This window comes from Sinorhizobium terangae, assembly GCF_009601505.1.
In the GTDB taxonomy this organism is placed as follows: domain Bacteria; phylum Pseudomonadota; class Alphaproteobacteria; order Rhizobiales; family Rhizobiaceae; genus Sinorhizobium; species Sinorhizobium terangae.
This window is the reverse complement of sequence record NZ_WITC01000057.1, coordinates 34716-47616: the sequence shown is the minus strand read 5'-3', so window position 1 is coordinate 47616 and position 12901 is coordinate 34716. Positions and strand designations below refer to the sequence as shown.

The 12901-nt window shown below is 62.4% G+C and carries 9 protein-coding genes and 2 pseudogenes; 1 reads left to right on the top strand and 10 read right to left on the bottom strand.

The window, feature by feature from the left end:
* Window positions 1-13: 13 nt before the first annotated feature.
* The 10 genes and pseudogenes from GHK62_RS14215 to GHK62_RS14175 form a co-directional block, all read right to left on the bottom strand.
* Window positions 14-568: an HdeD family acid-resistance protein gene (locus GHK62_RS14215; protein ID WP_153439810.1), complete on the bottom strand. Its 555-nt coding sequence runs from the start codon at window positions 566-568 to the stop codon at window positions 14-16.
* A 68-nt stretch (window positions 569-636) separates the two neighbouring features.
* Window positions 637-3780 (bottom strand): efflux RND transporter permease subunit, encoded by a 3144-nt coding sequence (locus GHK62_RS14210; protein WP_153439809.1) that lies wholly within the window; start codon window positions 3778-3780, stop codon window positions 637-639.
* On the bottom strand, window positions 3777-4823 hold the full coding sequence (locus GHK62_RS14205; RefSeq protein ID WP_234886900.1) for an efflux RND transporter periplasmic adaptor subunit: 1047 nt from the start codon (window positions 4821-4823) through the stop codon (window positions 3777-3779). Before GHK62_RS14205 ends, GHK62_RS14210 begins: the two co-directional genes overlap by 4 nt.
* 151 nt (window positions 4824-4974) lie before the next feature.
* Window positions 4975-5547 (bottom strand): HdeD family acid-resistance protein, encoded by a 573-nt coding sequence (locus GHK62_RS14200; RefSeq protein ID WP_234886899.1) that lies wholly within the window; start codon window positions 5545-5547, stop codon window positions 4975-4977.
* Between the two features lie 70 nt (window positions 5548-5617).
* Window positions 5618-6877 carry an arginine deiminase gene (gene arcA, locus GHK62_RS14195; RefSeq protein WP_153439807.1) on the bottom strand — a complete coding sequence of 420 codons (1260 nt, stop codon included), beginning with the start codon at window positions 6875-6877 and terminating at the stop codon, window positions 5618-5620.
* 15 nt (window positions 6878-6892) lie between these two features.
* The gene (locus tag GHK62_RS14190) at window positions 6893-8326 is read right to left on the bottom strand and encodes a basic amino acid/polyamine antiporter (protein ID WP_153439806.1); all 1434 of its coding nucleotides are present in this window, start codon (window positions 8324-8326) and stop codon (window positions 6893-6895) included.
* 293 nt (window positions 8327-8619) lie between these two features.
* Window positions 8620-9240: an amino acid permease gene (locus tag GHK62_RS34850; protein ID WP_268833777.1), complete on the bottom strand. Its 621-nt coding sequence runs from the start codon at window positions 9238-9240 to the stop codon at window positions 8620-8622.
* Window positions 9177-10040, bottom strand: coding sequence for an amino acid permease (locus GHK62_RS34845; RefSeq protein WP_268833776.1), 864 nt, complete (start codon window positions 10038-10040; stop codon window positions 9177-9179). The genes GHK62_RS34850 and GHK62_RS34845 overlap by 64 nt, the downstream gene beginning before the upstream one ends.
* Window positions 10041-10344: 304 nt before the next feature.
* Entirely contained in the window at window positions 10345-12297 is a 1953-nt protein-coding gene (locus GHK62_RS14180; protein WP_153439805.1) for an AI-2E family transporter, read from the bottom strand.
* 232 nt (window positions 12298-12529) lie between these two features.
* Window positions 12530-12682 (bottom strand): annotated as a pseudogene (locus GHK62_RS14175) (VOC family protein); the annotation flags it as partial.
* On the opposite strand from GHK62_RS14175, the pseudogene GHK62_RS34280 reads away from it, so the two are divergent.
* Window positions 12683-12871, top strand: a pseudogene (locus GHK62_RS34280) (hypothetical protein); the annotation flags it as partial. It lies immediately after the preceding pseudogene.
* Window positions 12872-12901: the final 30 nt, after the last annotated feature.

The window sequence follows — 12901 nt, the reverse complement described above, 5'->3', positions numbered from 1 at the left end:
GCTGCCCTCTCTTTTATGCGGATTGCGTCGAAGGTGACGACGCGCGGGTCAACCATGCGAGCCCGTGGAAAACAAGGTCGATCCCCAGCAGCAGCCCGAGCACCCAAATACTGCTCGCCGGCCAGCCCGCTATGATGGCTAGCCCTGACAGGATGCCGAATATTCCTGAGACGAGCATCAGCCAGCCACCACCGCTCCAATGCCTGACAGCGACAATGACCCGCACGATGCCCGAAGCCAGGAACACTAGCCCGAGGACCAAGGTAAGGACCAACGCCCCCGAGATGGGTTGGCTCACCACCATCCAGCCGAAGATGATGTAGAGAACGCCGAGCAGGATCTGCCATAAGAACCCGCCCCAACCCTTCGTCCAGAAGGCGTGAATAATCTCGAATGCGCCAACGGCGATCGCCGTAAAGCCGATGAGCAGCGTACTGACCAGCGTCGCCAATGCCACGTCGCCCAACACGAATATGCCTCCGAGGACCAGGACGATCCCGAGCAGGACACGAACCCAGGTAGGCGGTGCGGACAGAGTCGTGGACGTTCCAGAATCGTAGGTGGTCATGTCTTCCTCCTCGGGTTCGGTTCAATTCTTTCCATCGGCGCGGGTCCCGCGCCAGTTCCAGGGCGCGGCTATGTCGCGGGCGGTTCCGACGTTCGCACGGTTCGCGTGGAAACCCGTTCCGCAACACGCTCGATCACGGCAAACAAAGTCGGGATGATGAAGAGGCCGATCGTCGTTGCCCCCACCATGCCGCCCAGGATCGTGACGCCCACTGACTGACCGGCGCCGGCTCCCGCGCCCGTCGCGACCGCGAGCGGCACGATGCCGAAGATGAAGGAGACCGCGGTCATCATCACCGCGCGGAAGCGCTGCTCGGCGCCGAGCCGTGCGGCTTCGGCGACAGATTGTCCTTCCTCGTGGCGTTCCTTAGCGAATTCGACGATCAGGATCGCGTTCTTCGATGCGAGACCGATCAAAAGCACGATGGCAATCTGCGCATAGAGGCTGTTCTGCTGCCCGAAAAGCATGAGCGCACCGGTCGCGCCGACCAGGGCGGCGCCGAGCGACAGGATGACGGCAATCGGCAGCGTCCAGCTTTCGTATTGCGCGACCAGCAGCAGGTAAGCAAACAGAAACGCCAACCCGAAGATGATCGGCTCCTGTCCACTACTGCGTCGTTCCTGAAACGACAGGCCGGACCACTCGAACCCGTAGCCCGCCGGCAACTCCTGTGCCGCTACACGTTCGATCGCGTCCATGGCTGCTCCCGAGCTGCCGCGGGGCGCGGCCTGCCCGTTTATCTGGGCTGCCACCGACAGGTTGTAACGGGAGATGACGAAGGGCGCGAGAACAGTCGTTGTCGACACCACCGTTCTGAGCGGCACCATCGCGCCCGTGCGGCTGCGCACATGGAGATTGAGGATGTCCTCCGCATCCGCGCGATGCTTCGCGTCGGCCTGGAGATTGACCTGGAAGACGCGCCCCTCGAGTGTGAAATCGTTCACGTAGCGAGAACCGAAGCTCGCGCCGATCGTCGAATAGATGTCGGCGACACTCACCCCCAGGGCCTCGGCGCGGGTCCGGTCGACGTCAACATATATCTGCGGTACGTCGGCGCTGAAGGTCGTCGCCGCACCGCCGACTTCCGGCTGCTGGTTTATCTCGGAAACGAATGCGCGCACCACCTGGGCGATCTCCTCGGGCCTCTGCCCCTGCAGCGCCTTCAGGCGCAGGTCGAGACCGCCGACGGCGCCGATCCCGGAGATCGCCGGTGGCGCAAAGACCGCGATGTTGGCTCCCGGCACGATCGAGAATTGCGCCCGCAACTTTTGAAGGATGGCGGAGAGCTGCAGTTCCGGCGTCTCGCGCTCATCCCACGGACCGAGTGCCGCGATCACCATCGCTCCACTGGGGGAGGCGGTGCCTTGCAAGATGCTGAAGCCGGCGACGGAGATGACGTTTTGAACCCCGGCCGTGGTCGACAGTGCATGCTCGACCTCATTGACGATCGCCCGCGTTCGATCAAGCGAGGCGGCGTCCGGAAGCTGGATGTCCATGAACAGTGCGCCCTGATCCTCGTCGGGGATAAAGGTGGAGGGCAGGGCGGTGAACAGCAGGAAGGCGCCGAGGAAGCAGGCGGCAAGCGCGGCGAGGGGGATGATCCAAAGGCGCACAAGGAAAGCGACCGCACGGCCGTACCCGTCGCGCGCAGCGTTCACGCCGCGTGTAAACCAGCCGAGCGGTCCGCGCCGGTAACCGCCCTGTCCGCGTCTCAGCAGGATTGCGCTGAGTGCCGGACTGAGCGTCAAGGCCACTATGGAGGAGAGAACCAGCGCGGCCGACAATGTGACCGCAAACTGGCGATAGAGCTGGCCGTTTATGCCCGATAGGAATCCGGTCGGCGTTACGACGGCAAGCAGCACCAGCGTCGTCGACATGATCGGGCCTGTGATCTGCCGCATCGCCTTGCGGGTCGCGCTCGCCGCATCGATATCGGGATCGTCGTCCATGACGTGTTTGACGTTCTCGACGACGAGGATCGCGTCGTCGACGACCAGTCCGATCGCCAATACCAGGGCGAGCAGCGAGATCGTATTTATCGAGTACCCGAAGACCAGCAGAACGGCCATGGCGCCGAGCATCGAAACAGGGATGGCCAGCGCCGAAACCAGGGTGGCGCGCCAGTCCTGCAGGAACAGGAATGTGACGAAGAGCACGATCAGAAAAGCCTCGATGAGGATCTCGACGATAAGCGACAGGCTTGCCCTGACGAACCTGGTGGCGTCATAGACGACTTCGTATTCGAGGCCTGCCGGGAATCTCGGCGAAAGGCGTTCGAGCTCGGCGAGCACTGCATTGGCCGTCTGGATCGCATTGGCGCCGGGTGCCTGGCTGATTTGCAGCATCGCCGCTTCGTGCCCGCCGAAATATGCCCTCGATGAATAGCTTCGTGCGCCGAGTTCGATGCGCGCAATGTCTCTGAGCCGCAGCGCCGCGCCCGCCTCACCCGTGCGCACGACTATCTCGCCGAACTGCTCGGCGCTGATAAGACGCCCCTCAGCGACCAGAGTATATTGCAGCTCCGTGCCCTTTTGCGCCGGGGGCGCGCCGGCCTGTCCGAGGGAAGCCTGGATATTCTGGCCCTGGATCGCAGTTGCCACGTCGCCGGCGGTGATGCCGAGCGCATCCATGTGTGTCGGGTCGAGCCACACGCGCATCGAGTATTCCGACGCGCCGACGACGGCGGCCTCGCCAACGCCTGAGACGCGCGAGAGTGCATCGATGAGCGTTGTTGCGGCGAAATTGGTGATCTCAAGCGCGTCGAGCCTGTCGCCCGGCGAATAAAAGGCGATGCCGAGCACGAAATCGGGCGAGCGTGACCGCACGGATACGCCTTGCTGGGTTACGGCGGACGGGAGCTGGGAAATCGCCAGTTGCGCCCGATTCTGCACGTTCACCTGCGCGATGTCGGGGTCGGCGCCCACTTCGAAGGTCACGGACAGCGAATACTGCCCGGCATTCGAGCTCGTCGACGACATGTACATCATGTCGGCCACGCCGTTTATGGCCGTTTCCAACGGGCCGCCGACCACGTCGGCGATCACGTCGGCGCTGGCGCCTGGATAGGTGGTCGAGACGGTCACGGTCGGCGGCGTGATCTGGGGATACTGCTGCACCGGCAACGCAAAGATGCTGATCGCACCGGCGATCGAAATGATGATGGAGATGACGATCGCCAGCCGGGTGCGGGTGATGAACAGATCGGAGATCATGGGCCACCGCCCAAGGGCTGGCCTTCGCTCGGCTGTACCGTCATGCCATCGGCGAGGCGCTGGATTCCCTGCACGACGACCTGCTCGCCGCCGTTGAGGCCTGCGGTAACCGCCCAGCCGTTGCTGATACGCGCGCCCGTATCGATACGCCGCTGCGAGACGGTGTTGTTCTGGCCGAGCAGATAGACGAAGCGCCCCTCGCGATCCTGCAGCACCGCCGCCTGCGGCACCACCGGCAGCTTGGGTACCTCCTTCTCCTCTATGGAGAGCGTGACGAACTGCCCCGGGATCAGCACGTGATGAGGATTGGGAAAGACCGCGCGAGCGGTGACTGTTCCGGTCTGCGGGTCGACCTCGTTCTCGACGAACTCGATTCGGCCGGCCTCGTCGTATTCGGTGCCATTCGCGAGACTGAGCGAGAGTTTGAATGCATGCGGATCCCACCCGCCTCCGCTTGCCTCTTTTTGCCGCGCAGTCACAAGCAGGCCCTCGGTCATGGCGAAGGCCACGCGGATCGGATCGAGGCTGACGATGCGCGCCAGCGAACCGGAGTCCGGCCCGACCAGGTTGCCGACCGTGAACATAGCGCGGCCGATACTGCCGGGGATCGGCGCCGTGATGCGGGCATAGGAAAGGTTGAGTTCAGCAGTGTTCAAAGCCGCCTCGGCCACCATCGCGTCCGCGGCGGCGACATCAAATGCGGCCTGGGCATCATCCAGGACGGCCCGCGATACGGTGTTGCGCGCGAAGAGGTCGCGATTGCGCGCGAGGGTCGTCTCAGCGGATTTCCGCGTCGCTTCCGCGCGCGCTAGCTGCGCCCGTGCCGAAGCGACCGAGGCGTCGAGTTGATTCGGCTCGATCTCGAACAGAGTATCTCCGGTCTTGACGGCCTGCCCATCCGTGAATGCCACGGCACGCAAGAAGCCGGTGACGCGCGCCCGGATATCCACCGCATCGATCGACTCGACACGGCCCGTAAACCGCGCGGGGTTACTTACCTGCTGAACCTCGATCTTCTCGACGACGACGGCCGGGGGCGGCATTGCTCCCTGCTGCTGGGCGAATGAAGTCGAACTGACGCAGAGGGCCGCGGTCCCTGCCAGGCAGGCAAACATCAGGCGAATGCAAGAAACAGGTCCGATCATCGTGCCGTTCCGATTGCGCGATATTGCTGAGGGCTGTCATGCGACGTCCTCATGGCCGCGCTCTGCGTATCGTGAGAGCAATGGCAATGTACGCACCGCCGGCGACAAGCAGGGAAATGCCGGCAATGGTGCCTGACGGGAAGATGCTGGTATGCGGAAGCTTCAAGGCAAGTGCCGCGCCGGCTGCCAGCGCAACCAGGCCCGAAATCGCGAACCAGTGCCAGCCATCCTGCTTCCGCACGATTGCCGCGAGCGCGATTTGCAGAATACCCTGTACGAGAAGCACCAGGGCGATCAGGAGAGTGATCGCGAGGGCACCCTTCAGCGGGTTGAAATAGATGAGAACGCCGCCGACCACCTCGACCGCACCCGTCAATTCCTGCCAGATGAAGCCGTTCCAGTCCTTGACCTGCAAGGACTGGACCATTTTGGCCACGCCCGCGAGCACAAGCACCGCTCCGAGAACGACGCTTGCCGCGAATTCGGAGACGGCAGGAAGCGCGACAGCCACTGCGCCGCCTAACGCCAGAGCAATACCCAGGGCGAGAAACCACCCCCATCTCGAATGCAGCGACTTTGCCCGGCGCTCGTAATCGACTCCTTCTCCGGAGGAGTCGCTCATCGGCGCTTGTCCAATTGGAGTTCCCGCCATGGCTGGCGCCTTTCACAGGTCGTCGCGGTGCACTCGGGCCTTAGTAGTCAACCGCATCGCGGATGATCGGGCAGGTCATGCAGTGGCCGCCACCGCGTCCACGGCCGAGCTCGGCCCCGGTGATGGTGATGACTTCGATACCCGCCTTGCGCAGCAGCGTATTGGTGTAGGTATTGCGGTCGTAGGCGAGCACCACGCCGGGCGAGAGGCAGACGAGATTGGCGCCGCTGTCCCATTGCGTGCGTTCGCGCACATATGCATTGCCGCCGGTCTCGACCACGCGCATCTCCTTGAGCCCCAGGGCGTTCCGCACCGTTTCGACGAACGAGCCCCTGTCCTTGTGCAGCTCGACGGAGCCCGGCTTGTCGCCCGGCCTGTAGGAGAACGCCTCGATGCTGTTGACGATGTCCGGATAGATCAGCACGCAGTCGCGGTCGGCGAAGGTGAACACCGTGTCGAGGTGCATGGCCGCACGCAGCTTGGGCATTGCGGCAACGATCACGCGCTGCGCAGCGCCCTTTTCGAACAGGGTCGCCGCGAGCTGGCTGATTGCCTGCCGCGACGTACGCTCGCTCATGCCGATCAACACGTTGCCCTTGCCGATCGGCATGACGTCGCCGCCCTCGAGGGTGGCGAGACCCCAGTCTCCGGTCGGGTCGCCCCACCAGACATTGACCTTGCCGGCGAAGTCCGGGTGGAACTTGTAGATGGCTGTGGCGAGGATGGTCTCTTCATGGCGTGCCGGCCAATAGAGCGGGTTGAGCGTTACCCCGCCGTAAATCCAGCAGGTAGTATCGCGCGTGTAGAGCGTGTTGGGCAATGGCGGCAGGAGATACTCCGCGACGCCAGCAGCGTCCCGGATCAGCTCGAGCATCTCGCCGCCAAGCGTCTCGGGAAATTCATAGGTCGACAACCCGCCTATCAGGGTCTCCGCGAGCTCGCGGTCGGGCAGTCCTTCGAGGTAGCTGCGGATCTCGTCCACGAGCTCAGGCCCGACCTGGTTCGGAACGACCTGGTTGTCGAGGATCCACTTCCTGGCTTCGGGGACCGCAACGGTCTGGGTCAGCAGGTTGTGCATCTCGACAACGTCGATGCCACGGTCGCGCATCTTGGTCATGAAGTCGAAATGGTCGCGCTTGGCGTTGTCGACCCACAGGACGTCGTCGAACAGGAGGGCGTCGCAATTGCTGGGCGTCAGCCGTTGATGGGCACGGCCCGGCGCGCAAACCATCACCTTGCGCAGCTGGCCAACCTCGGAGTGGACGCCGAAAGCGTGCTGGTTCGAGCTTTGAGAAGACATTGCACATCTCCTTCTTCAGATCGTCAGGTAGCCGGTGGACAATCCGATGACCGCAGCAATGCAGCCGATGACCGCAGCCGCGAAAATCAGCCAGTCAATGGATGTGGTGAAGATCTGCTTGCCCTGCTCGCGCCTGGCCCAGAAATAAAGGGCCGTGCCAGGGGCATAGAGAAGCGCCGACAGCAGCACGAACTTCATGCCGCCCGCGACAATCATGAAAAACGTGTAGACGGCGGCGATGCTGGCGATGACCAGGTCTCGGTTGCGTTCATGCGGCCTGACTTCGTAGGTCTCGGCGCGTCGCGCCAGCAGGAACCCGAAAGCGGCCACGAACATGTAGGGGATCAGCGACATTGCGCTTGTCAGATTCAGCATCAGCGCGAACGCGTCTTGCGACCAGTAGGTGCTAATGACGAAAAGCTGGACGACGATGTTGGTGAGCCAGAGCGCCGCTGCCGGGACCTTGTTCTGGTTCTCGGTGCCGAAAAGCCGGGGCATGTCGTCCGTGCGCGCGGCGACGTAGAGCACTTCCGCGCACACCAGAGACCAGGCGAGATAGGCTCCAAGCACCGAGACGATCACGCCGGCGCTGATGAAAACCGCGCCCCAGGGGCCGACGGCGGCTGCAAGCACGCCGGCCATTGAAGGCTGGCTCATAGCGGCGATCTCGGCGCGCGGCAGGACTGCATAGGGCATGAGCGTGACCAGCACCATCAAGGCGCTGACCCCGACGAAGCCCATGATCGTGGCCACACCGATATCGGAGCGCGTCTCAGCATAGCGCGAATAGTTGCTCGCGCCTTCGATGCCGATGAAGACGAAGACCGTCGCCAGCATGGTCGCCTGGATCTGCTGGAGGAGGTTTGCCTCCGGCATTCCTTCGCCGCCCCAGAAGTTGAGCCGGAAGAGGTCGAACTTGACGAAGAAGAAGAGGATGATGATGAAGGCGATGATCGGAACGACCTTTGCGACGGTCACGACCATGTTGATAAACGCCGCCTGCTGGATGCCTCTGAGGATCATGAAGTGGAAGAGCCAGATTCCGATCGAGGCGACGAGGATGGCGATCACAGTATTGCCATCGCCGAAGGCGGGAATAAAATTGCCGAGCGTGGACTTGATCAGCACCCAGTATGATACGTTGCCGATGCAGCTACCGATCCAGTAGCCGAAGGCGGAGAGGAAGCCTGGATAATCGCCGAAGCCTTCCTTGGCATAGGCGAAAACGCCGGCGTCAAGATCAGGCTTGCGCTCGGCCAGCGACTGGAAGACGCGCGCCAGCATGTACATGCCGCCGCCCGCAATGCACCAGGCGATGATTGCGCCGAATGGCCCTGTCGCGATGCCGAATGTCCGCGGAAGCGAGAAGATGCCTGCGCCCACCATGGAGCCGACAACCATCGCGGTCAGGGCGAACAGGGATAGCTTCTGCTCAGCTTTGGTCGCCATCGCGCCACTCCCGGATTGACCGATGTAGGAGGCCGTCCGCGCCGGTGCGGACGCCGATCAGATCTGGTACCGCTGGTGATGCCGGATGAACTAGTGGAACTTGCCTATGACTCGAAGCGGTTATCCCGCTCCTGGCACCACTTCTATAACATGCTTGGATTGTCCGAGCGCAATGTTAGCGTGTAATCCTCAAAATTCCTAGAGGGAATCGATTGTCCGCTGACATGCCGCCACAAGAGACGCGTGCGCACTACGGCACCGCGCGCCTGTTCACGCGCAAAGCACTGTGAAATCTAGAGGGTGATGTAGCCCGTCGCGAGACCGTAGATGCCGAAGAAGCATCCGGCCATTGCAGCCATGAAGACGAGCCATTCCCGAGAGTTGAACAGCGGCTTCTTCTGTTCGCGCCTTGTGTGGAAGAACAGGACCGTTCCAAGTGCGTAGAGGATGATGGAAAGCAACAGGAACTTCAGACCTCCTGCATAGATCATGAGCGCTGTGTAGACCATGGCGGCACCTGCGAAGGTCAGATCCCGGCGCCGCTCTTCCGGCCTGTCATAGGTCACACTGCGCCGGGCGACGAGGAACCCGTAGGCCGCGACCAGCAGGTATGGAACCAGAACCATCGCGCTCGTCAGGTTTACCATCAACCGGAACGCGTCCTCCGAGAACAGCGTGCTGACGAGGAAGAGCTGGATCACTCCGTTTGTCAGCCACAGAGCCGCAGCAGGAACGTGGTTACTGTTCTCTCTGGCGAGAACGCGCGGCATGTCTCCGTTCATGGCGGCGTAGAAGATTACTTCGACGCAGATCAGCGACCATGCCAGGTACGCTCCGAGCACGGAAACGATCAAACCGACACTGACAAAAACGGAGCCCCAAGGCCCAACGACGGATTCCAGCACGGAAGCCATCGAGGGTTGCCGCATGCCTGCGATTTCCGGTCGTTCCAGCGCGGCGTAGGGGAGAAGCTTACCAACACCATCAGTCCCAGCACGCCTGCGAAGCCCAGTGAAGTGGCCACGCCCACATCGGAACGTTTGCGGGCGCAGCGCGAATAGACGCTCGCGCCCTCTACGCCTATGAACACAAAAACCGTGACCAGCATGGTCCCACGCACCTGCTCGAACAGGCTCGCCTCGGGCATGCCCGCGCCGCCCCAGAACTTGGTTCGAAAGAGGTCGGCCTCGAACGCGCCGAGCAGAATGACGACGAAGATCACAATGGGGACGATCTTTGCCACGGTGACGACACTGTTGATGGCTGCTGCCTCTTTGATCCCCCCCAGGATCATGAAGTGAAAGCCCCACAGCGCCACGGAGGAGACGAGCACGGCGGCGACCGTGTTGCCGTCTCCGAAGACCGGAAAGAAGGCGCCGAGGATCGCCTTGATCAACACCCAGTACAATACATCCGCAATACAACCGACGAGCCCAGCCGAGGGCCGAAAGGAAGCCGGCATAGTCGCCAAAACCGGCCGCGCATATGCGTAGACGCCCGCGTCGAGATCCGGCTTGCATTCCGCAAGCACCCGGGACACGTGGGCCAGAGTGTACATTCCCGCCCCTGCGATGCACCAGGCCACGATCGCGCCGAACGGTCCGGTCGCATTGCCGAAGGTGCGCGGCAGGGAAAAAATTCCGGCGCCGACCATGGAGCCGACGACGAGCGCGGACAGGTATGCAAGCGAAAGTTTCTGAGCAGTGCTGGTCATGCGGCCTCCGATTGCGTCACGGTAGCCTGACGGTCATCCTCAAACAGATGGCCGCGAGTACCGGTACGGCCCCAACGAAAGACGAGCGCCGAACCGCCGAAGAGATCCTTTCATAACCGTGCCATGCCGCAAGCTGATGGCGCGGATCAAGACGGAGGGAGAGTGCTCTGGATGCGCGGTGATCCGCATTGCAGGGACCGTACGCAACAGTCCTACGCGAGAAATGTCAATTTCGATGACGCCTGCTGACGGTGAAGGCCTTGAGCCGTGGTGCGGCGGAGTTTCTGAACCAAAACGGAATGCTCTAAGCGGGCGCCTTTTCCTTTCTTTGCGTGCCCGCCCTGCGGGTGGTGGAACGATGAACAATCCTCATGCGCGCCGCTTTCAAAGGTCGCGCTTCTCCTTCGGAAAGGCTTTCGCGGGCCGCATCGACGATCGAAAAGGCGACGAAATCCGCCTGCAACTCTTCGATGAGCTGCGCCTTTGCGTGGGACGCTCCTTCTCGGTCCTCCCGCCAGAATACGATGCCGATGCGCGCCGTCGGCGTCAAACGCTTCAGCCTGCGCACGATGAATTTCGCGTGTTTCCCGGAATCCTGGTTGAGAAAGCCGATGATGACCGTGGTACGGCCCTCCAGCGCCAGAGCCCTTATATTGCCGACTTTCAGGTCCCGGTAGCTGGCCAATGCAGCCTCGGCGCCCTGGATCGTGACGACCTGCGACAACATCGAGGCAGCCACGTCGTCCAGATCGCCCCTTCCCCCGATGCATAGTACGGATTTCCCGTCCCCGTCCGGCAACTCAAAGCCGCCGGCTTCATCTTCTTCGTCTGGACCGTCGGCGTTATCGTCCTCCTCTTCCTCCTCTTCTTCGCTCGCGATTTCTTGAAGATTGGCGACGAGCACGTGCCCGCTCTCGGCAACCTGCTCCAGTTGCGCATCCGTCATCGCCTTTCGAGCGCGATCCCGTTCTGCAAGCAGCAGGGCCGGAATGGCGACGGAGTCGTAGAACTCGACGAGATACTTCTCCTCGAGCATCTCCTCGGCGTTGTCGGTCGCCTCGTCGGGATCGCCCGCGAGCAGGCGCTGGTACAGGCGTTCCTTGGGATCGAGGACCGGCTCGTTGCCGAAAAGGATTTCGAAGAACTCGAACTGGGGAACATGGCGGCCGAGAACGACGAGACAGACCGTCAGCGGCGTCGACAGCACCAGCCCGACGGGTCCCCAGAGCCAGGCCCAGAAGATTGCCGCAACGATGATCGCAAGCGGTGACAGGCCGGTGCGCGAACCGTAGAGCCAGGGCTCCACGACATTGTTGCTGAGCACTTCGAGGAGAACGAACAGAGCTGCTGTCCAGAGCAGCACGCTCCAGCCCGGCGCCACCGAAAAAGCCAGGAACAAGGGAACGAGCGCGGCGATGATGGGGCCGATATAGGGCACGAACCTGAGGACGATTGCCAGCATGCCCCAGAGGACCGCATTGGGTATGCCCAGCACCCAGAGACCGGCTGCCAGCGGTATGCCATAGGTGATGTTCACCACCAGCTGCATGAGCAGGTATCGGCCGACACGCGAGCCAGCATCCTGGAGGGCTTGCGTTGTGCGGTGGAGGTCTCCGTAGCCCACGAGGCGGATGAAACGGTCCCTCAGATCCTCCCGCTCCAGAAGCATGAAGATGACGACGATGATGATGAGTCCGGTCGTCGCCAATGGACCAACGAGAGGATTGACAATGCTCCTCAGCATTTCGATCGGGCGCTGAGGCGAGAAGATCTCCACCAGAAGCGGCTTGGGCGGCTGCGCCCCGGAAGATGGTTGGGCTTGAGGTTCCGACCGGCTGAGTTCGGTCCCGATCCTCTCCACGAGACGGCCAAGCCGATCGATCACGCTGTTTTCCGACTCCGCCTCTTTCAGGGCCCTGATCTTTTCAACGATGTTGGACTGGTATGTCGGGAGGTTCCGCGCAACCTCGCTGACCTGCATCGCCACGACGGCGCTGAAGATCGAGAGCGAGAGAAAGGCCGCAGCCACGCTTACGATGACGGCAGGCATGCGCGGCAAACCGACTTTTCTGAGGTTCGCGACGACCGGTGCCAGCGCAAACGTAAGCAGGATGGCAACGGCCAGGGGCAGGAATACTGCTCGGGCGAAATAGAGGACAGCGACCGCGGCAGCCATCGCAGCGAGCGTTGGAAACTTGGACGGCTGTGCTGTGGCTATCGATCCCGAGCCGTAATCCCTGCTGCTTTCCTCGCTCATGTCCTTCCGCTGACCTCCCGTGCAAGCTGGATGAAAATGGCGTCCGCGTTGTTTCATTAAGCAGGTAGAGCGATTTGTCGATAAGCCCAGGGGAAAGCCGAGGGGCCACGCAACCCGCATGAGCGGGTGGATCACGCGTGTCGAACTGGAGTCGGGGCGGAGGGTGTGTGGCGCACGAAAGTGCGCGCAGCACCCTCCGAGAGCAACTTGGCTGTAAGCCGCGACGAAGCGTCCGCCGCGCCGTCTCGATCGCGGCGACGTCGATTCTCCCCATGTCCATCATGGCATCGAACGCGCGCTTTGCCTCAGCGCCGCCGGCGGCCAGCGCATCAGTCAGCACACGCGGCGTGATCTGCGAGGAAATCCCCCACTTGTCCTTGCACCACCGATGTGCGTGCGTGAAATCAGATCCAGGATACCGGATGCCGGGAACATTTTGCACCTCTATGGCTGGTTTGAGCGCCTCCAGAGTGGCGTCTGTGGCTTGACCGACGTTGGTCGGAGAGCGCTGCAGCAATGGCCGCAGCCGGACCTGCCGGCAGCCCAACCCGCTTTTGAGCGTGGTTGCCTGTGACTACACCCCGACAGAGCATCGGGTGCACCG